This is a genomic window from Actinophytocola xanthii (genome assembly GCF_001921205.1).
In the GTDB taxonomy this organism is placed as follows: Bacteria; Actinomycetota; Actinomycetes; order Mycobacteriales; family Pseudonocardiaceae; genus Actinophytocola; species Actinophytocola xanthii.
Genome location: NZ_MSIE01000040.1, coordinates 69,734 through 95,719, shown reverse-complemented (window position 1 = coordinate 95,719; position 25,986 = coordinate 69,734). Strand labels below are relative to the sequence as shown.

Genomic DNA, 25,986 nt, shown 5'->3' with positions numbered 1-25,986 from the left:
TGGCGAAAGGTTGCCAGATGCCTGCTGAACAGGTGAGTTTCGCACCAGAAGGCACTTGACTTCCTGGTTACGCTTCCGACGCCGCACCTCCTCCGGCCCCTTGAATTGTGTGGCGAAAGGGACTGATCAATGACTCGGATGTCCTCCTTTGCGCGCGCGCCCGAACGGGAGTACCTCGTCGACGCCGCGGGCGACCCGGACTTCGCGGCGATCCGCGCGCTGCCGGAGTTCGTCGCCCTGCGCCGGCGCCTGGCCCGGTTCGCCGCCGTGGCCACGGTGGCGTTCCTGCTCTGGTACCTCACCTATGTCGTGCTGGCGGCGTACGCGACGGAGTTCATGGGCACCAGGGTCTTCGGCAACGTCACCGTCGGGTTGCTGCTCGGGCTGTCCCAGTTCGCCAGCACCGTCCTGATCATGGTGCTGTACTCCAGGTTCGCCCGGCGCCGGCTAGACCCCGAGGTAGCCGCGCTGCGTGAGCGAGCGGGGGTGGCGGCCCCGTGAACGGTGATCCGTTGCTCAACAGCGCCATCTTCGGCGTCGTCGTCGTGGCCACGCTGTTCATGGTCTACCGCGTCAGCGGCAACTCCACGACCGCCGACTACTACGCGGCCGGCGGCGGGTTCAGCGGCGGGCAGAACGGCCTCGCGCTCTCCGGCGACTACCTCTCGGCCGCGTCGTTCCTCGGCATCGCCGGCGCCATCGCCGTGCAGGGCTACGACGGGTTCCTGTACTCGATCGGCTTCCTCGTCGCCTGGCTGATCCCGCTGCTGCTGCTCGCCGAGCGGGTGCGCAACGTCGGCCGGTTCACGATGGGCGACGTGCTCAGCTTCCGCATGCGGCAGCGCCCGGTGCGGGCCGCGGCGGCCAACGCCACGCTGGTGATCTCGGCGTTCTACCTGCTCGCGCAGATGGCCGGAGCCGGGGTGCTGGTGGCCCTGCTGCTCGACGTGCGCTCCACGGGCGGTCAGGCGCTGGTCATCGTCGGCGTCGGCGCGATCATGATCCTCTATGTGCTGATCGGCGGCATGCGGGGCACGACCTGGGTGCAGATCATCAAGGCCGGTCTGCTGCTGGTCTGCGTGTTGATGCTGAGCGTGTTCATCCTGGGCAGGTTCGGGTTCAGCATGTCCAACCTGCTGGACCGGGCGGCCCGGAACAACCCGCTCGGCGAGGCGGTGTTCAGCCCGGGGGCCAGGTACGGGGAGTCGGGCACGAGCAAGCTCGACTTCGTCTCGCTCGCGCTGGCGCTCGTGCTCGGAGCGGGTGCGCTGCCGCACGTGCTGATGCGGTTCTACACCGTCCCCGACGCTCGCCAGGCGCGTCGCTCGGTGGTCTCCGCGATCTGGGCGATGGTGCTGTTCTACCTGGCCACGCTGGTCATCGGCTACGGCGCTGGCGCCATCGTCGGGTCGAGGGCGATCCAGGACGCGCCCGGCGCGGAGAACTCGGCGGTGCCGCTGCTCGCGTTCGAGGTGGGCGGGCCGGTGCTGCTCGCGCTCGTGGCCGCGGTGGCGTTCACCACGATCCTGGCCGTGGTCGCCGGGCTGACGCTGACCGCCTCGGCCTCCTTCGCCCACGACGTCTACGCGAACGTGATCAAGCGCGGGGCGCCGGAGCCGGGCGCGGAGATGCGGGTGGCGCGGGTGACCGCGGTCGTCATCGGCTGCCTGGCCATCCTGGGCGGCATCCTCGCCCTCGGGCAGAACGTGGCGTCGCTGGTGGCGCTGGCGTTCGCCCTCGCCGCCTCGGCCAACCTGCCGACCATCCTCTACACGCTGTTCTGGCGGCGCTTCAACACCGCCGGCTCGCTGGCCTCCATCTACGGCGGTCTCGGGTCCTGCCTGCTGCTGATCGTGTTCTCGCCGGTGTTCTCCGGGACGTCCACGTCGATCGTCGAGGACGTCGACTTCCACCTGTTCCCGCTGAGCAACCCGGGGATCGTGTCGATCCCGCTGTCGTTCCTGCTCGGCTTCCTCGGAACGATCTTCAGCAAGGAACGCTCCGACGTCACCCGTTCGGAGCAGTTGGAGGTTCGTTCGGTGACCGGAATCGGTGCATGATGAACCGATTCACCGAGTTTCACGAGGGCGATTACCGGCGAATACCGGGAACGTATATTCCAGCCATGATGCCGGTCGATCCGGGCGCTTTCCACCGGAGACAAAAAAGCCGCGGTGACGCTCAGCTATCGACGATTCCGCGCTCGATGGCCTCGGTCGCGAAGGTCACCAGCCGCTCGGCGGAGACCCGAGCCTGACGGGAGCCCCCCTGGACCAGGTCGTCGGCGACGCCGATCAGCGAGTCCCACACCCAGTGGGGCATCGCGGGGTGGTCGACGAGCGTCCGGCCGTCCGCCGCCGCGGTCTCGCGCAGGGCGCGCTCCAGCGAACGGATCGTCCGGCGGAAGACCGCCGCCGACATGGTCGCGGGCCTGCCCTGCCGGCCGCCGGCCAGCACCTTGGCCTCCCACTGCTGGGCGGAGCGCCCGAACAGCCGCCAGAGCTCCCGCACCTGGGGCAGGATCTCGCGGAGCAGGCCGGCCACGCCGAGCGTGCGGTCAATGGTGTCCACAGTGGTGCATATGTTCTCCAGCCGGGCCGCCATGAGGGCGAGGAAGACGTCCTCCTTGCCGTCGAAGTACTGGTAGACCGTGCCCGCGCTGACGCCGGCGCCCTCGGCGACGGCGCGCATCGTCAGGCCGGCGTAACCGGAGGACTCCAGCAGGTTGCTCGCGGCACGCAGGATGTCCCGCCGCCTGGCCTCCGCGTCCCCCCAGGCGGTCGGCGTGGTCGGGTCCACCCAGCAAGGTTACCGCGCCGATGGTGATCTTCGGTGACGTTGAACGTTGTTCAATTTACTCCTACCATGGGTTGGTGATGACTCACCTGGACTGGCTCGAGTCCGAGGGCATCGACATCATGCGGGAGGCTGTCGCCGAGAGCGACCGCCCGGTACTGCTCTACTCGATCGGCAAGGACAGCTCGGTCCTGCTCCATCTGGCCCGCAAGGCGTTCTACCCGTCCCGGCCGCCGTTCCCGCTGCTGCACGTGGACACCACGTGGAAGTTCCAGGAGATGATCGCCTTCCGCGACCGCACGGTGGCCGAGCTCGGACTGGAGCTGGTCGTGCACCACAACCCGGAGTGCGTCGCGCTCGGGGTGAACCCGTTCGAGCACGGGTCGGCCACCCACACCGACATGTGGAAGACCCAGGGGCTGCGCCAGGCGCTCGACGAGCGCCGGTTCGACCTCGCCTTCGGCGGCGCCCGCCGCGACGAGGAGGCGAGTCGGGCCAAGGAGCGGGTGTTCTCCTTCCGCACCGCCGACCACCGGTGGGAGCCGCGCGACCAGCGACCCGAGCTGTGGCGGCTGTACAACGCGCGCAAGGCGCCGGGCGAGAGCATCCGGGTGTTCCCGCTGTCCAACTGGACCGAGCTGGACATCTGGCAGTACATCGAGCGGGAGCGGATCCCCGTGGTGCCGCTCTACTTCGCCGCGGAGCGGCCGGTGGTCGAGCGGGACGGCGCACTGATCATGGTGGACGACGACCGGCTCCCGCTGCGCCCGGGGGAGCGCCCGGAGTACCGGATGGTGCGTTTCCGCACGCTCGGCTGCTACCCGCTCACCGGCGCCGTGCCCAGCACCGCGACCACCGTGCGCGAGGTCATCGAGGAGACCGTCGCGGCCACCACCTCCGAGCGGCAGGGCCGGGTGATCGACCGCGACCAGTCCGGGTCGATGGAACGCAAGAAGCGGGAGGGCTACTTCTGATGAGCCTGTTGCGCTTCATCACCTGCGGCAGCGTCGACGACGGCAAGAGCACGTTGATCGGCCGGCTGCTCTACGACACCCGGCAGCTGCACGCCGACCAACTGGCCGCGGTGGAGGCTGACTCCCGCCGGCGGGGCAGCGACCTGGACCTGTCCCTGTTGGTCGACGGGCTGCTCGCGGAGCGGGAGCAGGGCATCACGATCGACGTGGCCTACCGGTACTTCGCCACGGAGGCCCGGACGTTCATCGTGGCCGACACCCCCGGCCACGAGCAGTACACCAGGAACATGGTCACCGGCGCGTCCACAGCCGACGCCGCGGTCATCCTGCTCGACGCGCGCAGGGGCGTGCTGCGCCAGACCCGGCGGCACAGCCACGTCGTGGCGCTGCTCGGCATCCGGCGGGTCGTGCTCGCCGTGAACAAGATCGACCTCGTCGGCTACGACCAGAAGACGTTCGAGGCGATCGCCGAGGAGTACCGGGAGTTCGCCGCCGGCATCGGGATCGCCGAGGTCGAGTGCGTCCCGGTCTCGGCCCTCGACGGGTCCAACGTGGTCGCCCGGTCCCCGCGGATGCCGTGGTACGACGGCCCCACGATGCTTGGCTGGCTCGAGGGGGTGGCGGTCGAGGACGACCGGCGCTCCGGCCCGTTCCGGCTGGTGGTGCAGTGGGTGAACCGCCCGGGCCCGGACTTCCGCGGGGCCGCGGGCATGGTGCTCGGCGGCACCGTCCGGCCCGGTGACGCCGTGCGGGTGTTCCCCGGCGAGCGCGAGACCACCGTCGCGCGCCTGGTCACCTTCGACGGCGACCTCGCCGAGGCCGGCCCCGGCGAGTCGGTCACGGTGGTGCTGGCCGACGACCTCGACGTCGGTCGCGGGGCGGTGCTGGCCGCCGGTGACCCGCCGGCCGTCGCCGACGCCTGCCAGGCCGACCTGATCTGGATGGGCGAGCAGGAGATGCTCCCCGGACGGCGGTACCTCGCCAAGATCGGCGCGCGGACGGTCGGGATCAGCATGGACACGCCACGGCACCGGCTGGACGTGGACACCGGTGCCCAACTCGCCGCCAAGACCCTTGGGCTCAACGAGATCGGGCTGGTCAACGTCCACTTCGACCAGCCCGTCGCGCTCGACCCGTACCGGGCCAACCGGAACCTGGGCGGGTTCATCGTGATCGACCGGATGAGCAACGCGACGGTCGGTGCCGGGCTGGTCCGCTTCCCGCTGCGCCGCGCGAGCAACCTGCGCTGGCAGGAGCTGTCGGTCGACCAGGCCGGGCGCGAGCGGCTCAACGGCCACCGCGGGTGCGTCGTGTGGTTCACCGGTCTGTCGGCCTCCGGGAAGTCCACCATCGCCAACCTGGTCGAGTCGCGGCTGCACGGCGAGGGTCGGCACACGTTCCTCCTCGACGGCGACAACGTGCGGCACGGGCTGAACAAGGACCTCGGCTTCACCGACGCCGACCGGGTGGAGAACGTCCGCCGGGTGGGCGAGGTCGCCGGCCTGATGGTGCGGGCCGGTCTCATCGTGCTGGTCTCGTTCATCTCCCCGTTCCGCGCCGAGCGGGCGCTGGCCCGAGGCATCGTCGGGGCCGGCGAGTTCTGCGAGGTGCATGTGGACACCCCGCTCGCGGTGGCCGAGGAACGGGACCCCAAGGGCCTCTACGCCAAGGCGCGCCGAGGGGAGCTGCCCAACTTCACCGGCATCGACTCGCCCTACGAGCCCCCGGACAGTCCCGAGGTCAGGCTGGACACCACCGCGCTGTCCGCGGGCGAGGCGGCGGACGCGGTGCTGTCCCGGTTGCGCGAGCTGGGGGTCTGCTGACGTGGTTCAGGCCGGCATGTGCTCGCCGCCGTTGACGTCGAGCACGGCCCCGGTCACCTCCGAGGCGAGGGGGGAAAGCAGGAACAGCACCGCCCCGGCGCAGGCCTCGTCGGTCGGGATGCGGCCCAGCGGGTTCCGCGCGGCGATCTCGTCGTAGATCTCCTGCTCGGACACGCCGCGCTGCTCCGCGGTCATCGTCAGGTAGAACCGGACGCCAGGCCCGTCCAGCCAGCCGAGCACGGCCTGGTTGACCCGGATGCCGAACTCGCCGAGCTCGAGCGCCAGGTACTGGCTCGCGCACCCCATCGCCGCCTTCGCCACGGCGTAGCCGCCCTCGCCGCGCATCGGCCGCCGGGTGGACATCGTGCCGACGTTGACGATCGACCCGCCGCCCGCGGCCCGCAGGTGAGGGACGACGGCGCGCGTCATCCCGAGCGCCCCGTGCAGGACGATGTCCATCGAGCGACGGAGCTGGCGGTCGGGGGTGTCGAGCAGGTCGTGGAAGCCGGGGTGGGAGTAGGCCGAGTTGACCAGTCCGGTCACCCTCCCGAAGCGCTCGACCGCCGTCGTGGCGACCCGCTCCACGTCCTCGGCGCGGCGCACGTCGCACGGCACGCCGACGGCCTCCCCGCCGGCGGCGGCCACCCGCTCGGCGACCTGGTCCATCACTCCGCTCGAGCGGGCGGCCATCACGACCTTCGCGCCCTCGGCGGCGGCCCTGGTCGCGAGCTTCGCGCCCAGCCCCGGGCCGACCCCGGAGACGATCACGACCTCGCCGGCGAGGATCACGGCGACACCTCCTGGTAGAAGGCGAAGTCCCGCTCGAGGCGCTCACGGGCCAGCCCGAAGTCCTCGGGCGTGTAGGTGTGCGAGCCATGCCGTTGGGCGCGGTTGCGCTCGAGGTAGGCGGCCAGTGCCGCACGGTCGGCCTCGTCCACCGCGACGTCGAGCGCGGCGAGCACCCGCTCGGCCTGTCCGAGCGGGTCGGTGAGCATGTCGGCGAAGTGCACGTCGACGAAGCGGTCCGGTCGCCGTGCTCGAACCCCGGCGAACGCGCGCAGCGCCGAGGTGAAGCGGCGTGCCCAGTAGGGCCCGAGCTCCAGCGGGTCGACCTGCTCGCTGTACTGGCGCGCTATCGAGGCGACCATCGAGGCGTAGGAGGGCACGGCGTCGACCGGCGAGCGGTGGGTCATCACGATGCGGCAGCCGTCGAACGTGTCGAGCACGGTGTCGACGGCGGTCAGGTGGTGCGGCGACTTCAGCACCCACCGCCGCCCGGCCCGCTCCGGGTCCTGCCACTGGAGCACCTGGAGCCACTCGCGCAGCTCGCGGTAGGCCGGGGTCTGGTCCGCCGCGCGCAGCCAGCTGCCGTAGGTGGGCACCCGGTAGAAGGAGTCGAAGCTCATCGAGACGAACGTCCGGTCCAGCAGGATGACGTCCTCCTCGGGGCCGTCCCACTCGATCGTGTGGATGCCGGCGAACTCCGGGGACATCTCGAGGAACAGCCGTGCGCGGTCGCGGGCGCGCCGCTTGCGCTCCTCCGCCTCGCGCCCCTCGTCGGGGAACGGGATCGGGTAGGAGGTCTCCCAGGACAGGGTGGAGGTCAGCCGCGGTGAGGCGGCGAGCAGCCGGTGCAGCAGCGTCGAGCCGGTGCGGGGCAGCCCGCAGATCTCGGCGGCCACGGAGACCTCGACGTCCTGGATCTCCGGGTGCGCCAGCCGCAGCGCGCGCAGCCGCAACCGGTCGGCGAGCAGCGCGGTGAGGCGCCGGCGCGTCAGCTCGAGCCCGAGCACGGACAGCCGTGCCTCCTCGGCGAGGCTCGTGGTGAGCACGGTGAGCGGCTCGAGGAACCACTCGTCGCCGAAGTCGGTGAGCCCGGTCCGCTCCCTGGCCGCGGCGAGCAGGCCGGGCACCCGCAACGCCTCGGCGACCGCGGTCACGGCGTCGCCTCCGGGCGGACCACCCGGCAACGCGGTACCGGGTGGTTGGTCGCGCCCAGCCAGCGCAGCAGGGCGGTGCCGCTGGTGTGGCCGCAGGTGTCGATCCAGTTACCCCACCCGGGGTCGGTCGCGGCGACGACGATCGTGAGCCGCCCGTCGTCGTCCAGCGTGGCGGTGTGCTTGTTGACCGTGATCCTCCTGGCGTGGTCGAGCGACTCCATCCACCAGTTGTCCAGCTGAAAGTTCCAATATGGACAGTCCGGGACGTCGGTCTCGATCACCCACGCCTCACCGGGTTCGAGGGTCCAGTACCCGTGCAGGTAGAAGATCTCCGGGTCACCGCCGGCGCGCTGGAACATCTCCTGGCCGAAGTCCGGCAGCTCGTTGGGCCGGGTCATGAACAGCTCGGTCCAGCCGGCGAAGGTGGCCGCCGTCCCGTGCACGGCGAGTGCCGCCCGGCGCAGGGCCTTGACCAGGAACTCGGGGTCCAGCGGCGCCGGCGCCGCTGGACCGTCGACGCACTCGATCCCCCAGGTCCCGGGTACCTCGGTCGAACGGTCCAGATAGGTCTGACGCACGACCAGGCTCGTCGAGTCCGCGGCGAGCGGCAACCAGTTCCCCTCGTGCGGGGTGGCGCTGGCGACGATCTCCACCCGCCCGTCGGCATCGACCGCGAGGTCCCGGTCGGAGAGCTCGCCCGTGGAGGCCATCGTGCCGTCCCTGGCGTACCGGTTGGCCTTGGAGCCGATCGAGAAGTAGGCGATCGAGCCCCGCGTGCCGGTGATCCGGTAGGTCCGGTCCCCGCGAACCGTGGCGGAGAGGTAGACGTTGTCCGGGTTGTCCGCCCCGATCTTGGTGAGGTCGAGCTGGTGCAGCCGGGGGAAGTCGGGGTCGGCGTTGTCGAGCGTGGAGTAGAGCATCTCGCGGGTGAGCCGGGCGAGGTAGCGGAACCCCTCGGCCCGGTCCAACGGGGTGGCCGGCGAGCGCTCCCGCAGCACGACCTCGCCCGCCCGCTCCAGCGCCCGGCAGAACTCGGTCCAGACCCGCCCGCTCAGCACCTCCGCCTGCGCGTCCGTCACGGGCACCTCCTCGTGCAAATCTAGAACACGTTCTACCAGAGGCGAGGCGTACTGGACAACGTTCAGTCGCTGCGCTGCGGCGGTCGGGTCACTTGCTGAAGCCGGCGGCGAGGCCGCGGAGCATCTGGCGACGGCCGACCGCGTAGAGGGCCAGGATGGGGAGCGTGGTGAGGACGACGGCGGCGACGGTGGCGGGGACGTTGACGCTGTACCGGCCCTGGAAGGACCACAACGCGAGCGGCAGGGTCCGCTGCTCGGGGCTCTGGGTGAGCACCAGCGGCAACAAGAACCCGTTCCAAATGTGCAGTGCGTTGTAGATGGTCACCGTGAGGATGGCCGGCCGGGTGAGCGGCGCCGCCAGCCGCCACATCGTCGTCCACTCGTTCGCGCCGTCGACCCGCATCGCCTCGAACAGTTCCTTGGGCACGTCGCGGATGAAGTTGGACAGCACGAGCACGGACAGCGGGATGGCGAACGCGATCGACGGGAGGATCAGCGCCAGCAGGCTGTCGTACAGCTGCAGCTCGATGATGATCAGGTACACGGGGATGATCGTCGCCTGCAGGGGGATGGCGAGCCCCATCAGGAACAGCCCGTTCACCGCGCGGAGGAACCGCAGCCGCCAGCCGCGCACGATCGCGTAGGCGGCCATGAAGGAGACCACCACCGCCGGCACCACCGCGCCCGCCGTCGCGATCACGCTGTTGACGAAGTACCTGACGAAGCCGGCCTCGAGGACGAAACGGTAGTTGTCCAGCGTCGGATCGGGCGGCGGTGCCAACGGGTTGCTCGCGTAGTAGTTGCTCTGGAGCTTGAGGCTGGTGATGACCACCCAGTAGAGGGGGATGACGATGATCGCGAGCCACACCCAGCCGCCCAGCCCGGCGAGCCAGTTGGGTCGGCGGCTGCCCGCGCTGGTGTGCCGTTGGCGTCCGCGGGGACCTGTCGACTGTTCGGACGGCCTGGTCAGGGTGAGGCTCATGTCATGCCCCCTCGAACTGGCTCTGGCTGGCGTCCCGGCCACCGAGCCTGCGCAGCAGCAGGGCGAGGCCGAGGCCGACGAGGACGAGGATGACCGCGATGGCGCTGGCCGGTCCCATCTCGTTGGCTTCGAAACCCCGTTTGTACATGTCCAGGGCGAGCACGCGGGTCGCGTCGCCGGGACCGCCCTCGGTCAGCACGAAGATGAGGTCGAAGAAGGTCAGTGAGCCGACCACCATGAGCGTCGAGGAGGTGATGATCGTGTACTTCAGCTGGGGCAGCGTGATGCTGAAGAACTGGCGGACCCGGCCGGCGCCGTCGATCTGCGCCGCCTCGTACAACGACTGGGGAATCTGCCGCACGCCACCCTGGTAGATCAACGTGTGGAACGGGATGAACTGCCAGGACACCACGAACACGACGAGGCTGAACGCGAGCGTGGGCCGGCCGAGCCAGTCCTGGGTGAGGAAGTCGATCCCCAGCCCGGCGCCGAGGCCGAAGTTCGGGTCCAGCAGCGCCTTGTAGGCGATCGCGATCGCCGCCGAGCTCAGCAGCAGCGGGACGAAGTACACCACCGCCAGCACCGCGCGGTAACGTTGCTGGTTGGCCAGAAACGTGCCGAGCAGGATGCTGATCGGCGTCTGGACCGCCCAGGACACGACCATCACCAGGAAGGTCACCCAGACCGCGTGGGGCAGCGCGGGATCGGAGAGCACCTCCCGCCAGCTGTCCAGACCCGACGGTCGAATGGCGCCGATGCCGTCCCAGGTGGTGAAGCTCAGCGCGAAGACGCCGACGAGCGGAAGGACGGCGAAGCCGACGAAGAACACCAGCGCCGGCGCGGCCAGCCACGGCAGGACGCCGCGCTGGCCGCGCTGCGACGCGTCGGAGACCGGCGTACTCACTTGTTGGTGACCGCGTTGAGGTTGTCGGCGAACTGCTGGGGCGAGATGGACAGCTGGAACAGCTTGACGATGTTGTCCAGCAGGGTCGATGCCGCGCTCGGGTCCAGTGCCTGGTCCCAGGACTGGGCGAAGACGTTGGCCTCGTTGGCGGTCTTGTAGACGAAGTCGACGAACTCGGCGTTCTTGCTGGCGGCCAGCTCATCCTCGATGCCGCTCAGGATCGGGACCGCGCCCGAGTCGATCCAGTCCTTCACCTCCTGGTCGTCAAGGACGCCGTTGGTGAAGAACTTCTTCGCGATCTCCTTCTGCTCGGCACTGGCCTTGGAGTAGATGGACAGGTACTGACCGGGGTTGCCGACGGTGTTGCTCGGGTCGCCGGTGCCGCCCTCGACCGGCGGGAAGTTCATGAAGCCGAGCCCGCCGCTGGGGACGAAGTCGCCGCCCAGCTCCTGCTGGATGCCGTAGGACCAGGACCCGTGCAGCATCATCGCGGCCTTGCCCGTGTAGAGCAGCGCCTGGTCGGCGTTGGAATCCGCGGTGATCGAGGAGAAGCCCTCGACGAACCCGCCGGCCCGGACCAGCTCCTGCAGCTTGGTCAGCGCGTCGATGGCCGCCGGGTTGGACCAGGCGTCCTTCTCGCCCTCGAAGGCGGCCTCGAACACTTCGGTTCCGCCGATGCGGTCGAACAGGAACTCCAGCCACATCATGTTCGTCCAGCGGGACTGCCCACCGAGCGAGAACGTCGCGATGCCCTTCGCCTTGAACTTGGGCACCAGCGCCATGATGTCGTCCCACGACTCCGGCGGCTCGACGCCGACGTCGTCGAAGACCTTGTTGTTGTAGTACAGGAGGATCGGCTCGGCGGTCTCGCACGGCATCGCGTAGATCTTGCCGTCGATGGTCGCGGGGCCGAACGAGGTCGAGATCAGCTTGTCCTTCACCTTCGGGTTCTCGTCGAACCACGAGGTGAGGTCGTCGACATGGCCGGCGTCGACCCAGGTGCGCAGCCCGCCGCCGCCCCAGCCCCAGATGATCGTGGGAGCCTCGCCGGCGCCGAGCGCGGTTTTGATCTTCGTCTTGTAGGGGTCGTTCAGGAAGGTGTTCGTGCTGATCTTGGTGTCGGGGTTGGCCTCGTTGAACCGGTCCACCGCACCCTGCCGGATGCCTTCCTGGGGCGGGCCGCTGAGGAACCAGTAGCTCGCGCCGCCGCCGCTGCTCGGGCCGGACGTGCCACAGGCCGAGAGAGCCATTGATACCGGCACGCTGGCAGCGAGGCCGAGGACGGTACGTCGGGAGATGGGTGTTGCCACGATGGTGCTCCGTTCTCGGGCCGAAGATCCATTGGCAGATTTTCCGAAAATTTTCGAAATCGTGTCGGCTAGCGTAGGGAGCGGATCGAATTTGTGTCAAGGTCAGAACGATGCATTGCCCGGGATAATGTGCAAATGTATCCTCAGCTGACGCGTCGAAACTTTTCGAAAATTGCCGGGTGTGCGAGGGAGGGCGATGGGTCGCGCCAGGCGCACGACGTTGGCGGCCGTCGCACGTGCGGCGGGGGTGTCCGTCGCGACCGTGTCCAAGGTCGTCAACGGCCGCAGCGACGTGGCTCCCGAGACCCGTGCCCGCGTGCAGGAGCTGCTCCACCGGCACGACTACGTCACCCCCGTCGTCCGCCGGGCCGAGAGCGCGCCCTCGACGATCGAGGTGCAGTTCGCCGGCGACATCAGGCCGTACGTGGCCGAGGCGCTCGGGGGCATCGTCGACGCCGCCGCGGAGGCCGGCATCGCGCTGGTGGTCAGCCAGCCGGGCAGCGGCGCGCGGGCGGCGCGCGGCGTGGTCTCGGCGGGCCGGCGCGCCCTCGTCGCGGTCACCAGCGTGTACACCCCGGCGTACCTGGACGCGTTGACCCAGGCGGGTCTTCCGCTGGTCGTGCTCGACCCCCTGCACCTGCCGCACAGCGACGTCAACAGCGTCGGGTCCACCAACTTCGCCGGCGGCTTCGCGGCGACCCAGCACCTGCTCCGGCTCGGCCACCGCCGCATCGCCTACCTGGGCGGCCCGGCCGACGCCGGCGCCAACCAGGCGCGCGTGCACGGTTATCGCGCGGCCATGGAGGCGGAGAAGGCGCCGGTGCGCGGCGAGTACGTCCGGCCGGGGGAGTTCACGTACCAGAGCGGCGTGCGCGGCGCCGGGGCGCTGCTCGACCTCGCGACGCCGCCGACGGCGGTGTTCGCGGGGAACGACGAGATCGCGCTCGGCATCATCGAGACCGCCCGCGGCCGAGGGCTGCGCGTCCCGGAGAACCTGAGCGTGGTCGGCTTCGACGACACGCTGCTCGCCAGGATGGCCTCACCGCCGCTGACCACCGTGCGGCAGCCGCTGCGGGAGATGGGCGGCGTCGCCCTGCGCACCGCCCTACGCCTCGCCGACGGCGAGAAGCTCGAGTCCCATCACGTCGAGCTGGCCACCGAGCTGGTGGTCCGCGCCTCGACGGCGCCGCTCTGACGGAGCTGGTCCGAGGGAGCGGAACGGGTGTGGACGCCCACCATGGGCGGTGGGCGGGCGGTGGTGGGTGGCCACCTTGCCCCCGACGCGGGTGGCGGGTGACCGTAGGCCGTCCGTCCACGTTCGGGAGGTCGCCGATGCCCGCCCCCCTCACCCCGGTCGACGTCCGCGTCCCGGTGCCCGGCGGTGAGCTGAACGTCGCCGTCTGGGGTGAGCCCGGTGGGGAGCCCCTCCTCGCGCTGCACGGGATCACCGCGTCCAGCCGGGCCTGGGGCGCGGTGGCGGCGGCCGCCGGCAGCCTCGTCGCCCCGGACCTTCGGGGGAGGGGTGGGAGCGTGCGGGGCGGGCCGTACGGGATGGCCGCCCACGCGGCGGACTGCCTGGCCGTGCTCGACCACCTCGGGGTGGGTCGCGCGCGGGTCGTCGGGCATTCGATGGGAGCCTTCGTGGCGGCCGTGCTGGCCATGCGGCACCCCGCTCGGGTGGCCCGGCTCGTGCTGGTGGACGGGGGAGCGCAGCTGCCCCCGGTCGCCGACCCCGAGGCCGCGCTCGGGCCGGCCGCCGCCCGGTTGCGCATGCGGTTCGCCGACCCGCTGGCCTACCGCGACTTCTGGCGCCGGCACCCGGCCTTCGTGCGGTGGTCCCCGGCGGTCACCGCCTACGTCGACTACGACCTCGTTCCCGACGGGGACGACTACCGCAGCCGGGTGGTCGAGGAGGCCGTCCGGGTGGACCTGCTCGAGCTGCACGCCGGCGACCTGCCGCGCGCCGCCCATGCCGCACTGCCGCCCGGAACCCCGTTCGTGCGTGCCGAGCGCGGGCTGCTGGACGAGCCGGTGCCGCTCTACCCCGACCCGGCGGCGCTGGCGCCGCTCGACGTGCGCACGGTGCCCGGCACCAACCACTACTCGGTCCTGTTCGACAACACCGGCGTCGCCGCCGTGCTCGCCGCGGTGGCCGGACACCCCGAGAAGGAGCGCTGATGCCTCGACACCGCGCCGTCCTGGCGGCGCTGCTGGCCTGCCTGCTCACCGGACCGCCGCTGGTGGTCTCGTCCGGCGCCGCGGCCGACCCGGCCCACCTGGTCCGCGAGGCCACCTTTACCGACGTCGCCAACGGGTGGGCCTCGGTCGACCGGTACCGGGACACGACCCCGGGGTTCCGCGACGAGCAGTACCCGCCGGACGGGCGCGGCGACCAGGACGGGCAGCGGCGGGTCTTCTTCGGCGGCGTCGCGCGGCCCTCCTCGTCCCGGTTCCTGCTCTACTCGGCGCCGGGCTGGGACACCGGGTCGAAGGCGACGCCGGTGCTGCTCGTGCACGGCGCCAACGACAACCCCGACCGCGCCTGGGCCAACCCCGGCGAGTCCGGTGACTTCGGCTGCGGGTCGGCGAGCTGCCCGTCCACCGGCCTCATGCAGTACCTGAGCGCGCGCGGACACCGCGTGTTCGCCATCGGGTTCGCCCACAAGCAGGGGGACAACCTCCAGCAGGCGCAACAGGTCGGCGACGCCGTCGCGGTCATCCGGGCCCGGCTCGGGGTGCCGCGCGTGGACGTGGTCGGCTGGAGCAAGGGCATGATGTCGGCCCGGATGTACCTCGCCTCGGTGCGGCCGGCCTGGGGCCGCCCCTACGCCGGCGACGTGCGCCGGCTGGTCACCCTCGGCGGCCCGAACGGCGGGTACGACTACCCGTTCGCCCACGGCTGGGCGCACGACTTCTCCGTCTGGCCCGAGTGCGGCGGCACGGTGAACGCACCGAGCCCGCACACGGCGATGACCTGTTTGGGCAGCCTCACCCGCCACCCGGAGCTGTCGATCACGCCGGCCGGCGGCTTCGACGCCTACCCCGGCCAGCGGCAGATGCTCGCCCGCTGGGACGGCGTGTACGGCCTGAACACGGCCACCCAGGACTGGTACACCACCTACCACGGCGGGCGCGGCTTCTACACCGAAGGCCCCGGCATCCAGGCCGCGATCGACGCCGGCTCGCTGGTCGCCCGCATCCGGTCCGCCCCCACGCCGGCCGACGTGCCGGTGTACCTGCTCGCGGGTGGCGCGCCGACCGTCGTGGGCATCTGGAACGAGACCCGCGGCCCCAGCGACGGCGTCGTGTTCGTCTCGAGTGCACTGTCCACGACGGGCATCACGACCGTCGGTGCCACCGCCCTGGTCGGCACCGCGAACCACCTCCAACTCGGCTGGGCGTCAGCGGTCTCGGCGACCGTGGCGGGCTGGCTCGCCTGAAAGGTACGCGTTCATGATCACTCTCCTGCCGGGGATCGTCGCGCGCCGCGTCCCCACCGAGCGGCTCACCGCGAACGTCCTCGAGGTCGACGGCCGGACCGGCACGCCGGTGCTGTTCGTCCACGGCAACGTCTCCTCGAGCCTGTTCTGGCAGCGGACCATGCTCGACCTGCCCGAGGGCTACCGCCCGCTCGCGGTCGACCTGCGCGGCTTCGGCGACACCGACCCGCTGCCGGTCGACGCGACCCGGGGCCTGCGCGACCACGCCGAGGACGTGGTCGCACTGGTGCGTGCGCTCGACCTCGGCTCGCCGCACCTGGTCGGCTGGAGCATGGGCGGCGGTGTCGTGCTGCGGATCCTGCGTGCGGACCCCACCGCGGTGCGGACGGCGACGCTGGTCAACCCGGTCTCTCCGTACGGGTTCGGCGGCACCCGCGGCGTGGACGGCGAGCCGCTCGGCCCGGCCGGTCTCGGCGCGGGCGGTGGCGCGGCCAACCCCGACTTCGTCCGGCTGCTCGCCGCCGGGGACCGCTCGGACGACTCGCCGCTGTCGCCGCGGCAGGTGCTGCTGTCCTACTACGTCAAACCGCCGCTACGCCCGGCGGACCTCGAGGTGCTGGTGGAGTCCATGCTGAGCACCCGCACCGGCGAGGACCACTACCCGGGTGACCTGGTCGCCGCGCGGGACTGGCCTGGCGTCGCCGCGGGCGGGCGCGGCGTGCTGAACAGCATGGCGCCCAACCACTTCCGGATCGACGACCTGCACACGATCTCACCCAAGCCGCCGATCTGCTGGATCCGCGGCGCGGACGACCAGATCGTCTCGGACGCCTCCGTGTTCGACCTGGCGTTCCTCGGGTCGGTGGGTGCCCTGCCCGACTGGCCCGGTGCCGGGACCCACCCGCCGCAGCCGATGGTCGCCCAGACCCGGGCGGTGCTGGAGCGCTACGCCCGGGCCGGCGGCACGTTCGACGAGGTCGTGTTCCCCGACACCGGGCACAGCCCGCACCTGGAGCGGCCGGCGGAGTTCGTCGCCGCACTGCGGGAGATCCTCGCCAAGGGGTGAGAACGGCGCCCGCTCACGCCGCTCCTGGCACCGACCCGGCCGGCCGGCGGGCGCGGCGGGTGGACACCGACGCGGCGACCCCGACCGAGAGCAGCGCGCCCAGGAGGTACGGCATCGCCATCGCGACGCCGAACAGGGCCCCGGAGGCCAGCGGTCCGGCGGCGCGGGCGACGGCCGCGGCCGACTGGCCCTGACCCATCCGCGCCCCGAGCTGCTCGGGCGGGCCCGCCCCCGCGAGCAGGCTCGCCACGGTCGCGGTGACCAGCCCGTTGCCGGCGGAGACGACGAGCACCGCGACGACGAACGGCACCTCGGCGAGCACGGGCATGGCCAGCAGTCCGGCCGCCATCGCCGCCGCGCCCACGGTCGCCACCCCGACCTCGCCCCACCGCCTGGCCGCCGGGCCGACCAGCAGGCCCTGCACGATCACCAGCGTCAACCCGGCCAGGGCGAGCAGCACACCGACCAGCCCCGGCCCCGCGCCGAACCGCGCGGCGGCGAGGAAGGCGACGGTGGTCTCCATCCCGACGAACGCGGCCATCGCCGCGAAGCCCGCCAGCAGCAGCGGCAGCGGGGCGACCCGGCGGTGCGGCGCGGCCGCGCCGGACGGGTTGGCCGGGGGGTTGGCGGGCAGCACGGCCGCGGCCAGCGCCAGGTTCGCCAGTGCCAGGCCGGCGCCGAGGTAGGCCGTGGTGGCGAAGCCGAGCGGGGCCGCCAGCGCACCGAGCGCGGGCCCCACCGTGAACGCGAGCCCGACCGCGGCGCCGACGTGGCCCATCGCCCTCGTCCGCCCGGCCGGTCCGGCGAGCTCGGCCGCGAAGGCCTGGGCCACACCGATGCTCCCGCCGCAGGCGCCCGCCACCGCCCGGGCCACCAGCAGCAGCCACAGCGCGTCGGCGAGCCCCATCAGCGCGAGCGAGGCCGCCGAGCCGCCCAGCCCGAGCAGCAGCAGGCGGCGCCGGCCGTGCCGGTCGGCGAGCCGGCCCAGCACGGGGGCGGCCGCCGCCTGGCACACCGAGTACATCGTCAGCACCACGCCGAGCCACAGCGCGTCCCCGCCGAGCTCGACCACCCGGAAGGGCAGCGAGGGCAGGACCAGTGTGAAACCGAGCAGGTCGACGAACACGGTCGCGTACAGAGCCGGACGCACCCGCGAAATACTACAATAGGTAGTAATCAGCTCACTCCCAGCGGAACCAGCGGACAGTGCCGAGCACCCCCACCATCCCTACGCACGCCAGGCCGATCCAGTTCAGTGCCGCCGGCGCGACACCGTGGGTGAGCGTGGCCCGCAGGCCGTCGGTGAGCGCCGAGAGCGGCAGCACGGCGCCGACCCGGTCCGCCCCCGGCACCGGGAACATCACCCCGCCGGTCACCAGCAGCACCAGGTAGACCAGGGTCGCCGCACCGGCCGTCGCCTGGGCGGGCAGCGTGCCGGCCAGCAGCAGCCCGAACGACGAGAACAGCGCCGTGGCCAGGAGCACCAGGGCCAGCGCCGGCGCCAGCATCGACAGCTGCGGCCGCCAGCCCAGCGCGACGCCCACCGAGACCAGCAGGGCCACCTGGAGCGCGATCACGGCCAGCACCGCGGCGGTCTTGGCCACCAGCACGCCCGACCTGCGCAGCGCCGAGCCCCCGAGCAGCTTCAGCACGCCGTAGGCGCGCTCGTAGCCGGTGTTGATCGCCTGCCCGGTGAACGCGGTCGACATCACCGCGAGCCCGATCACGCCCGGCACGACGAACCCGAGCCGGTCCTCCTCGGGCAGGCGGATCACGTCGGTCAGCCCCACCCCCAGCAGGGCGGCGAGCGGCACGAGCACGTTGAGCACGAGCGTCTCGCCCCGGCGCAGGATGAGGCGGATCTCCAGCGCCGTCTGGTGGCGCAGGATGGTGGTCGTCGGCGCCCGGCCGGGCGCCGGGGCGAAGGCCGGTTCCTTCCCGTTCACGCCGCCTCCCGAGCGGTCAGCTCCAGGAACACGTCCTCGAGCGTGCGGCTTTCGGTGCGCAGGCCGGTCACCGTCGCACCCTCGGCCAGGCACCAGGTCAGCACCGCGGCCAGGCCGGCGGTGTCGAGCGCGCCCTCGACCAGGTAGGTGCCCGCCGGCTCCTCCGCGGCGACGAGCCCGGCGGGCATCGCCGCCACCGGGAGGCCGGGCGTGGCCGTGAGCGTCAGCCTGCCCACCCCGCCCATGCCGGTGAGCGCCTCGGGCGAGCCGGCCGCGAGGAGCCGGCCGCGGTCGATGATGACGACCTGGTCGGCCAGCCGCTCGGCCTCGTCGAGCAGGTGGGTGGTGAGCAGCACCGCGACCCCGCACGAGCGCAGCTCGTCCACCAGCTCCCAGGTGCGGTACCGCCCCCGCGGGTCCATGCCCGCGGTCGGCTCGTCCAGGAACACCACCTCCGGCCGGCCGACCAGGGCGAGCGCCATCGCCAGCCGCTGGCGCTCGCCGCCGGAGAGCCGGATGAAGGGGGTGTGCAGGAACCCACCGAGATCGAGGCGGTCGACCAGCAGGTCGACCTCGAGCGGGTGTGCGGCGAACGAGGCGAACAGCTCGAGCATGTCGGCCGCCGAGACCCGCGGGTGCACCCCGCCGGACTGGAGCATGATCCCCATCCGCGGCGTCAGCCGGTCGTGGTCGGCGAACGGGTCGAGCCCGAGCACCTCGACGGTCCCGCCGCCGGCCCGCCGGTAGCCCTCGCACACCTCGACGATCGAGGTCTTGCCGGCGCCGTTCGGGCCGAGCAAAGCCAGCACCTCGCCGCGCCGCAGCCGGAAGGACACCCCGTCCACGGCGACCCGGTCGCCGTAGCGCACGGTCAGGTCCTCGACCGTGATGGCGGGCGGGGCGCTCATGAGCCCAGCACGTCCGCGGCCACCCGGCGGGCGTCGCGCACGCAGTCGTTGACGCCGACGCCGTGGTAGGTGTTGCCGGCCAGGTGCAGCCCGCCGAGCCGGGCCACCTCGGCGAGACCCGCGTCCATCCGGGCGCGGTGGCCGACCTGGTACTCCGGAATCGCCCGCCGCCACAGGTGGTCGAAGGAGAACACCGGGCGGCCGCTGATGCCGAACACCCGGCGCAGGTCCTGGTGGATCGTCTCCACCGCGTCCGCCGGCGACAACTCGGCGAACGCCCGGTCCTGGACGCCGCCGGCCAGCGTGCGGATCAGCACGGTGTCCGGCGGCGCCTGGTCGGGGAAGATCGTCGAGGTGTGGATCGTGCCGAGGATGTGGGTGTGCTCGGTGGGGATCGTGAGGAAGCCGATGCCGTCCGGCTGGCGGCGAAGGTCCGCCCGCCGGTAGCCGATCCCGACCACCCGCACGTCCGGGTGCGGGATCTCGGTCAGCGTCGCGGCCAGCCGGGGCAGGTGGGGGCCGAGCAGCGCCGCCGCCGCGTGGGCCGGCAGGGCGAGCACCACCTGCGCCGCTCGCACCGACTCCCCGGTGCTCAGCGTGGCTCGCCAGCGGTCCTCGTCGCGGTCCAGCGCGACGACCCGCGCCCCCAGCCGGACCCGGTCGGTCAGCGACTTCTCCAGCGCGTCGACCAGCCGCTGCATCCCGTGCCCGCGGAAGCTGAACAACCGCATCCCGAACTCCTCGAACCTGGGCAGCGTCGGGAATCGCTTCCCGGCCGCCCGTTGCTGTTTCCACGTCACTTTCAGTGCGCCAAGCAGAATGCTTCGATGGTCGCGTTCCAGCTGCCTTATGAAGGGGAACTTCGCGTCCACGCTGAGATTCCTGGAATCGCCGCCGGTGACGCCCAGAACGGCCGGAACCGCCAGTGCCTCGGCGACCTCGGTGCCGAAGCGGCGCGCGGTGAAGTGGAAGAACGGCTCCTCGGCGAGCCGGCGGGGCACCAGGACCTCGGCGGCCGCGCGCAGCTTGCCCCGGGCGGAGAGCAGCGAGCTGGTCAGGAAGTCGGTCACCGAGACCGGCATCGGCTCGAGCAGGTGGTCCTCCCGGAGCAGGAACAACCGCTGTGCCGCGGGTTCGGCGGCCATCAGCTCGTCGTCCAGGCCGAGCTCGCTGGCCAGGTCGGAGACGCCGCCGGGGCCGTAGACGACGAACCCGTGCGGGCCGGTGTCCACCGTGTACCCCTCCCGCCGGTAGGAGCCGACGATTCCGCCGACCCGCTCGCCGGCCTCGAGGACCGCGACGGAGGTACGCGGCGCGGCCGCGCCGACCTGCTGCGCGACGGTCAGGCCGGTGACCCCGCCACCGACCACGAGAACATCCAATTCGTTCGACACGTCTGCTCACCCTCGTTTCTCGCCTGGAGTTCGCGGCCGAACGCTAGCACCGGTTTACCGTCGCCTGTCGCGCTAAGTGCGGTTATGGCTGGAAGTGCGGTTGTCGTCGTATTTCCTTGAAATGGGCGAGAATGCGCGAATATCGTCGGTCGCACTCCATTCGAGAAGCGAACGGTGAGACGTCTCATGGCGATTCTTGCGATCGGGGCCAGTTTCAAGTCGGCCGCGACCGACCTGCTGGAGCGGCTGGCGGTGCCCGCGGGCGAGCAGGACGGCGCGCTGGAGCGACTGCGCGCGAGCCCCGCCATCGGGGAGGTTCTGCTGTTGTCCACCTGCAACCGCACCGAGGTCTACGTGGCGCCGAAGGGCTCGGTGCACGCCGCCTCGCACGCGGTCGACCACTTCTTCGCCGCCCGCGCCGGCCTGTCGGTCGCCGAGACCTGCGGGTTCCTCCGGGTGCGGCATGGCGCCGAGGCCGTGACCCACCTCTGCGCGGTCGCCTGCGGGCTGGACTCGATGGCGACCGGTGAGGAGCACATCGTCGCCCAGCTGCGCGCCGCGCTGCGGACCGCTCGGGCCGCGGGTGTGGTCGGCGGCGTGCTGGGCGGTGCGCTGGACACCGCGTTCCGGGCGAGCAGGCGGGCCCGCACCGAGACCGGGATCGGCAGGGCGGCGCCGTCACTGCTCGACGCCGGTCTCGAGCTCGGCCGGGCGACGCTCGGCGGCCTGCACGGCCGGCGTGCGGTGCTGGTGGGCTCGGGCACGATCGGCACGCTTGCCGCCCGCGCGCTGCGCTCCGAGGGGCTCGCCGAGATCCGGATCGCCGGCCGCGGCACGGCCAACGCGGCCCGCCTGGCCGACGAGGTCGGCGGCTCGGTGGTCCCACCGGGCGCGCTTGCCGAGGCCCTGGCCGGCTGCGACCTCCTGGTGTCCTCCACCGGCGCGCCCCAGCACGTGATCACCGCGGACGTACTGCGCGCGGCGCGCCGCGCCGTCGGCAACCGGCCGCTGTTCGCGCTCGACCTGGCCATGCCGCGGGACATCGACCCCGCCTGCCGGGACGTCGACGGCGTGACGCTGGTGGACCTGGACGTGCTCGGCGGTTCGCTGGCCGGTCGGGGTGAGGTGTCCGAGCTGGACGCCGCCTGGCGCGTCGTGGCCGAGGAGGCCGCTGCGTTCGCCGCGCGCGACCGGGCGATGTCGGCCGCACCGCTGATCTCGGCACTGCGGGTACGCGCGAGCGAGCTGGTGGGCGCCGAGCTGACCCGGCTGCACACCCGGCTGCCCACGCTCGGCGACCGCGAGCGCACCGAGACCGAGACCGCGATGCACCGGGTCGCACAGAAGCTGTTGCACCGCCCCACGGTGCGGATCAGGGAGCTGTCCGCGGCCGCGGACGGCGAGGTCTACGTCGACGCCCTCTACCGGGTGTTCGGCATCCCCAAGGAGAACGAGGACGAGGTGAGCCGATCATGAACACGCCGCTGAGGCTCGGTACCCGGCGCAGCACGCTGGCCCTGGTCCAGTCCCGGTGGGTGGCCGACGCGCTCGCCGCGGCGTCCGGACGCGCCGTCGAGCTGGTGCCGATGTCGTCCGCGGGCGACGAGAGCGGCGCCCCGATCGCCAGTTTCGGCAGCGTCGGGGTGTTCGTCGCCGCCCTGCGGGAGGCACTGGCCGCGGGCGAGGTGGACCTCGTCGTGCACTCCTACAAGGACCTGCCCACCGCGCCGGACCCACGCCTTCGACTGGCCGCGGTGCCGGTCCGGGCCGACGAGCGCGACGCCCTGGTCACCCGGGACGGCCGGGCGGCGAGGGACCTCGCTCCCGGTTCCCGGGTCGGCACCGGCTCGCCGAGGCGGGCCGCGCAGCTGCTCGCGGCGAACCCGGAGCTGGAGCTGGTCCCGTTGCGAGGCAACGTGGACAGCCGGCTGTCCCGGGTGGGCGAGCTGGAGGGTGTGGTGCTGGCGATGGCCGGCCTGTCCCGCCTGGACGCGGTCGGTCCCGGGGTGCGCCCGCTGCCGGTCGAGGAGCTCGTCCCCGCGCCGGCCCAGGGTGCGCTCGCCGTGGAGTGCCGCGCGGACGACCCGCTGACCGCCGCCGTGGTGTCCACCGTGGAGCACGGCCCCACCCGGTGTGTGGTGACCGCGGAGCGCGCGGTGCTGGCCGGGTTGGACGCGGGCTGCACCGCGCCGGTCGGCGCGCACGCGCACCTGGCGGGTGGGGAACTGCACGTCACCGGTCTGGCCGCGGCCCCGGACGGGCGCACTGTCCTGCGGGCGACGAGCAGCGGTCCGGCGGAGTCGGCGCAGGCGCTCGGTCTCGCCGTCGCCGGCCGGCTGCGGGACGCCGGCGCGCACGCGCTGCTCGCCGCGGCCGCGGACCTCGCCCCGGCCGACCCGCGCAGCGTGCCGACCCCGGTCGCGGGGAGCGGAACGTGACGCGCCGGCCACACGTACGTGCTCGAGCCGAACACACAGCCAGCGGGATCGATCCCGGGGAGGCGGACATGAGCGAGTTGGTCAGGGTGCCGGTGGTCCGGCCACGGCGGTTGCGGCGCACCACCGCGGTTCGGCGGCTGGTGGCCGAGACGGAGGTCGTCGCGCGACAGCTGGTGCTGCCGTTGTTCGTCAAGGAGGGCATCACCGAACCGGTGCCGGTGCCCTCGCTGCCGGGGGTCGTCCAGCACACCCTGGAGTCGTTGCGCAAGGCGGCACACGACGCGCTCGCGGCCGGGGTCGGCGGGCTCATGCTGTTCGCCGTCCCCGCGGTTCGGGACCCCGGGGGCACGGCCGCCACCGACCCGGACGGCATCCTCAACCGGGCGGTCCGCGACGTCGTCGCCGAGGTGGGCCAGGACGGCGTGGTGATGGCCGACCTGTGCCTCGACGAGTTCACCGACCACGGCCACTGCGGCGTGCTCGGACCGGATGGCGAGGTCGACAACGACGCCACGCTCGGCCGTTACGCCGACATGGCCCTCGCGCTCGCCGAGGCCGGCTGCGGCGTGGTCGGGCCGAGCGGCATGATGGACGGCCAGGTCGCCGCCATCCGGGCCGCCCTCGACCGCGGCGGCCACCAGGGTGTGGCGATCCTGGCCTACGCGGCCAAGTACGCCTCCGCCTTCTACGGGCCGTTCCGCGACGCTGTCGACTCGCAGCTCGACGGGGACCGCCGGGCGTACCAGATGGACCCGCCCAACGCGGTCGAGGCCGTCCGGGAGATCGAGCTGGACCTCGCCGAGGGCGCCGACATCGTCATGGTCAAACCCGCCATGTCCTACCTGGACATCGTGCGGCGGGCGAGCGAGCTCGCCACCGTCCCCGTCGCCGCCTACCAGGTCTCCGGGGAGTACGCGATGGTGGAGGCCGCGGCCGCCCGCGGCTGGATCGACCGGGACGCCGCGATCGTCGAGTCGCTCACCTCGATCCGCCGGGCCGGCGCCCGCCTCGTCCTGACCTACTGGGCAACCGAAGCCGCGGAGCGCCTGCTATGAGCGTCTTTCTCGATGCCGCGTGGGGGAAGTCCACCCCGCACGCCCCCGTGTGGCTGATGCGCCAGGCCGGGCGTTACCTCCCCGAGTACCGCCACCTCAAGGAGCGGTACGGGTTCTGGGAGATGGTCCGCACCCCCGAGCTGGCCGTGGAGGTGACCCTCCAGCCGGTGCGCCGGTTCCCGCTGGACGCCGCGATCCTGTTCAGCGACATCATGACGCCGCTGCCGCCGATGGGCGTGGACATCGAGTTCGCGCCCGGCCCGGTGCTCGCCCGGCCGGTCCGCACCGGGTCCGATGTGGACGCGCTGCGGGTGCCGGCCGCCGGGGAGCTCGTGCCGTTCGTCGCCGAGGCGGTGCGGTTGCTGCGGGCCGCCTCGCCGGTCCCGGTGATCGGGTTCGCCGGCGCGCCGCTGACCCTCGCGACCTACCTGGTCCAGGGCGGCGGTAGCAAGGACCATGCCGAGTTCCGCGCATGGCTGCGCCAGGACCCGGTGAGCGCGGACGCGCTGCTGGACAAGCTGACCGAGGTCACCATCCGGTACCTGCGCGACCAGATCGACGCGGGAGCCCAGGCGGTGCAGCTGTTCGACAGCTGGGCCGGCGTGCACGACGCGGCCGGCTACGGGCGGTTCGGCCTGCCCCACGCCCGGCGCGTGCTCGAGGCGCTCGGCGATCGCGTGCCGCGGATCTACCTCGCCGTCGGCGCCTCCCACCTCTACGGGCCGATCGCGTCCCTCCCGGCGGAGGTTGTCAGCGTCGACTGGCGGCGGCCGTTGCACGAGTGCCGAGCGGAGCTGCCCGGCATGGCCCTGCAGGGCAACCTCGACCCGGGCCTGCTGCTGACCACGCCCGAGCTGGCCGTCGCCGGTGCACACGAGGTGCTCCGCGCCGGCCTCGGCGGGCCGCACATCTTCAACCTCGGCCACGGCGTGCTGCCCGGCACGAACCCCGACACGGTCGCCCGGCTGGTCGACGCCGTGCACGAGTTTCCCCGGACGGAAGGAGACCAGGGCTCGTGACCTTCACCGACGCCATCGCCGAGCTGCTGTTCGGCGAGCAGTCCCGCCTCGTGGCCGCGTTCGAGGAGTACGACGGCGGTGCCCCCTTTCGACGCGACCCCTGGCAGCGGGCCGGCTTCGGGCGAGGCCGGGTCTGCCTGCTGGAGGGCGGACGGGTCTTCGAACGCGCCGGCGTGAACGTGTCCTCGGTGGCCGGCTCGGCCGTCCCGGCGACGATCAGCGAGGCCAGGCCGGAGCTGGCCGGCCAGCCCTACCGGGCGACGGGCATCTCGATGGTGCTGCACCCGCTGAACCCGCACGCGCCGTCCTTCCACGCCAACCTGCGCTACCTGGAGGCGGGGGAGGCGTGGTGGTTCGGCGGCGGGATGGACCTCACCCCCGTGTACGGCTTCGAGGAGGACGCCGTGCACTTCCACCGGGTGCTGCGGGACTGGTGCGCCAGGCACCCCGTCGCCGACCACCCCGCCTGGAAGGCCGCCTGCGACGACTACTTCACCATCCCCCACCGCGGCGAGATGCGCGGCGTCGGCGGGGTCTTCTTCGACGGCCTGACCGGTGGGGACCGCGGGGCGTACCGGGACCTCCTCGTCGACGGGCTCGCCTCGATCCTGCCCGCCTACCTGCCCGTTCTCGACCGGCGCCGCGGGCTGCCCTACGGCGAGCGTGAGCGGCGCTGGCAGCAGCTGCGCCGCGGGCGCTACGTGGAGTTCAACCTCGTCTACGACCGGGGAACGCTGTTCGGCCTGCAGACGGGCGGGAACATCGAGGCGATCCTCATCTCGATGCCGCCGGTGGCCGGCTGGGCCTACGACGTCCGACCGGAGCCGGGCACGCCGGAGGCCGAGGTCGCCCGGTTCCTGCGACCGAGGGACTGGGCGGGAAGCGAGGTGGCCGTATGAGCCGTTCAGCCTC

General features: G+C 72.4%; 24 protein-coding genes. 13 read left to right on the top strand and 11 right to left on the bottom strand.

Annotated features, from left to right (window positions below; genetic code table 11):
• Nucleotides 1-138: 138 nt before the first annotated feature.
• Both BU204_RS21660 and BU204_RS21655 read left to right on the top strand, forming a co-directional pair.
• Nucleotides 139-501, top strand: coding sequence for a DUF485 domain-containing protein (locus tag BU204_RS21660; protein WP_233160449.1), 363 nt, complete (start codon nt 139-141; stop codon nt 499-501).
• Complete coding sequence (locus tag BU204_RS21655) at nt 498-2,060, top strand: solute symporter family protein (protein WP_075127543.1); 1,563 nt, start codon at nt 498-500, stop codon at nt 2,058-2,060. The genes BU204_RS21660 and BU204_RS21655 overlap by 4 nt, the downstream gene beginning before the upstream one ends.
• Nucleotides 2,061-2,181: 121 nt before the next feature.
• Here the strand turns inward: BU204_RS21655 and BU204_RS21650 are convergent, their stop codons facing one another.
• Nucleotides 2,182-2,799 (bottom strand): TetR/AcrR family transcriptional regulator, encoded by a 618-nt coding sequence (locus tag BU204_RS21650; RefSeq protein ID WP_075127542.1) that lies wholly within the window; start codon nt 2,797-2,799, stop codon nt 2,182-2,184.
• Between the two features lie 77 nt (nt 2,800-2,876).
• Here BU204_RS21650 and cysD point away from each other — a divergent pair, with 77 nt between their 5' ends.
• Together cysD and cysC are read left to right on the top strand one after the other, a co-directional pair.
• Complete coding sequence (gene cysD, locus BU204_RS21645) at nt 2,877-3,770, top strand: sulfate adenylyltransferase subunit CysD (RefSeq protein WP_075127541.1); 894 nt, start codon at nt 2,877-2,879, stop codon at nt 3,768-3,770.
• Complete coding sequence (gene cysC / locus BU204_RS21640) at nt 3,770-5,593, top strand: adenylyl-sulfate kinase (protein ID WP_075127540.1); 1,824 nt, start codon at nt 3,770-3,772, stop codon at nt 5,591-5,593. Before cysD ends, cysC begins: the two co-directional genes overlap by 1 nt.
• 6 nt (nt 5,594-5,599) lie before the next feature.
• Here cysC and BU204_RS21635 read toward each other — a convergent pair whose 3' ends face one another.
• From BU204_RS21635 to BU204_RS21610, 6 genes are all read right to left on the bottom strand, one after another.
• Complete coding sequence (locus BU204_RS21635) at nt 5,600-6,382, bottom strand: SDR family oxidoreductase (protein WP_075127539.1); 783 nt, start codon at nt 6,380-6,382, stop codon at nt 5,600-5,602.
• Nucleotides 6,379-7,533 carry a sulfotransferase family protein gene (locus tag BU204_RS21630; RefSeq protein ID WP_158073489.1) on the bottom strand — a complete coding sequence of 385 codons (1,155 nt, stop codon included), beginning with the start codon at nt 7,531-7,533 and terminating at the stop codon, nt 6,379-6,381. The genes BU204_RS21635 and BU204_RS21630 overlap by 4 nt, the downstream gene beginning before the upstream one ends.
• Nucleotides 7,530-8,612, bottom strand: coding sequence for a DUF1214 domain-containing protein (locus tag BU204_RS21625; protein WP_075127538.1), 1,083 nt, complete (start codon nt 8,610-8,612; stop codon nt 7,530-7,532). The genes BU204_RS21630 and BU204_RS21625 overlap by 4 nt, the downstream gene beginning before the upstream one ends.
• A gap of 88 nt (nt 8,613-8,700) precedes the next feature.
• On the bottom strand, nt 8,701-9,594 hold the full coding sequence (locus tag BU204_RS21620) for a carbohydrate ABC transporter permease (RefSeq protein ID WP_075127537.1): 894 nt from the start codon (nt 9,592-9,594) through the stop codon (nt 8,701-8,703).
• Between the two features lies 1 nt (nt 9,595).
• On the bottom strand, nt 9,596-10,498 hold the full coding sequence (locus BU204_RS21615; RefSeq protein WP_075127536.1) for a carbohydrate ABC transporter permease: 903 nt from the start codon (nt 10,496-10,498) through the stop codon (nt 9,596-9,598).
• Nucleotides 10,495-11,748, bottom strand: coding sequence for an extracellular solute-binding protein (locus BU204_RS21610; RefSeq protein ID WP_075127535.1), 1,254 nt, complete (start codon nt 11,746-11,748; stop codon nt 10,495-10,497). Before BU204_RS21610 ends, BU204_RS21615 begins: the two co-directional genes overlap by 4 nt.
• Nucleotides 11,749-12,004: 256 nt before the next feature.
• Here BU204_RS21610 and BU204_RS21605 point away from each other — a divergent pair, with 256 nt between their 5' ends.
• From BU204_RS21605 to BU204_RS21590, 4 genes are all read left to right on the top strand, one after another.
• The gene (locus BU204_RS21605) at nt 12,005-13,003 is read left to right on the top strand and encodes a LacI family DNA-binding transcriptional regulator (protein WP_198942944.1); all 999 of its coding nucleotides are present in this window, start codon (nt 12,005-12,007) and stop codon (nt 13,001-13,003) included.
• 137 nt (nt 13,004-13,140) lie between these two features.
• Nucleotides 13,141-13,986: an alpha/beta fold hydrolase gene (locus BU204_RS21600; RefSeq protein WP_075127534.1), complete on the top strand. Its 846-nt coding sequence runs from the start codon at nt 13,141-13,143 to the stop codon at nt 13,984-13,986.
• Entirely contained in the window at nt 13,986-15,248 is a 1,263-nt protein-coding gene (locus BU204_RS21595; RefSeq protein WP_075127533.1) for an esterase/lipase family protein, read from the top strand. The genes BU204_RS21600 and BU204_RS21595 overlap by 1 nt, the downstream gene beginning before the upstream one ends.
• Before the next feature lie 13 nt (nt 15,249-15,261).
• Entirely contained in the window at nt 15,262-16,314 is a 1,053-nt protein-coding gene (locus tag BU204_RS21590) for an alpha/beta fold hydrolase (protein WP_075127532.1), read from the top strand.
• Nucleotides 16,315-16,327: 13 nt separating this feature from the next.
• On the opposite strand, the gene BU204_RS21585 is transcribed toward BU204_RS21590, so the two are convergent.
• The 4 genes from BU204_RS21585 to hemG are packed head-to-tail and all read right to left on the bottom strand — an operon-like array spanning nt 16,328 to nt 20,562.
• Nucleotides 16,328-17,464, bottom strand: a complete 1,137-nt coding sequence (locus BU204_RS21585) for an MFS transporter (protein ID WP_075127531.1) — start codon at nt 17,462-17,464, stop codon at nt 16,328-16,330.
• A 31-nt stretch (nt 17,465-17,495) separates the two neighbouring features.
• A complete protein-coding gene (locus BU204_RS21580) occupies nt 17,496-18,260 on the bottom strand; it encodes an ABC transporter permease (protein WP_075127530.1) in 765 nt (254 codons plus the stop codon).
• Nucleotides 18,257-19,168 (bottom strand): ABC transporter ATP-binding protein, encoded by a 912-nt coding sequence (locus tag BU204_RS21575; protein ID WP_075127529.1) that lies wholly within the window; start codon nt 19,166-19,168, stop codon nt 18,257-18,259. Before BU204_RS21575 ends, BU204_RS21580 begins: the two co-directional genes overlap by 4 nt.
• The gene (gene hemG, locus BU204_RS21570; protein ID WP_083661500.1) at nt 19,165-20,562 is read right to left on the bottom strand and encodes a protoporphyrinogen oxidase; all 1,398 of its coding nucleotides are present in this window, start codon (nt 20,560-20,562) and stop codon (nt 19,165-19,167) included. The genes BU204_RS21575 and hemG overlap by 4 nt, the downstream gene beginning before the upstream one ends.
• A gap of 186 nt (nt 20,563-20,748) precedes the next feature.
• On the opposite strand from hemG, the gene hemA reads away from it, so the two are divergent.
• From hemA to hemF, 5 genes are all read left to right on the top strand, one after another.
• Complete coding sequence (gene hemA / locus BU204_RS21565) at nt 20,749-22,038, top strand: glutamyl-tRNA reductase (protein WP_075127527.1); 1,290 nt, start codon at nt 20,749-20,751, stop codon at nt 22,036-22,038.
• Nucleotides 22,035-23,000 carry a hydroxymethylbilane synthase gene (hemC, locus tag BU204_RS21560; protein WP_075127526.1) on the top strand — a complete coding sequence of 322 codons (966 nt, stop codon included), beginning with the start codon at nt 22,035-22,037 and terminating at the stop codon, nt 22,998-23,000. Before hemA ends, hemC begins: the two co-directional genes overlap by 4 nt.
• Nucleotides 23,001-23,068: 68 nt before the next feature.
• On the top strand, nt 23,069-24,055 hold the full coding sequence (gene hemB, locus BU204_RS21555) for a porphobilinogen synthase (RefSeq protein ID WP_075127525.1): 987 nt from the start codon (nt 23,069-23,071) through the stop codon (nt 24,053-24,055).
• A complete protein-coding gene (gene hemE, locus BU204_RS21550; protein WP_075127524.1) occupies nt 24,052-25,074 on the top strand; it encodes a uroporphyrinogen decarboxylase in 1,023 nt (340 codons plus the stop codon). Before hemB ends, hemE begins: the two co-directional genes overlap by 4 nt.
• Entirely contained in the window at nt 25,071-25,973 is a 903-nt protein-coding gene (gene hemF, locus BU204_RS21545; protein ID WP_075127523.1) for an oxygen-dependent coproporphyrinogen oxidase, read from the top strand. Before hemE ends, hemF begins: the two co-directional genes overlap by 4 nt.
• Nucleotides 25,974-25,986: the final 13 nt, after the last annotated feature.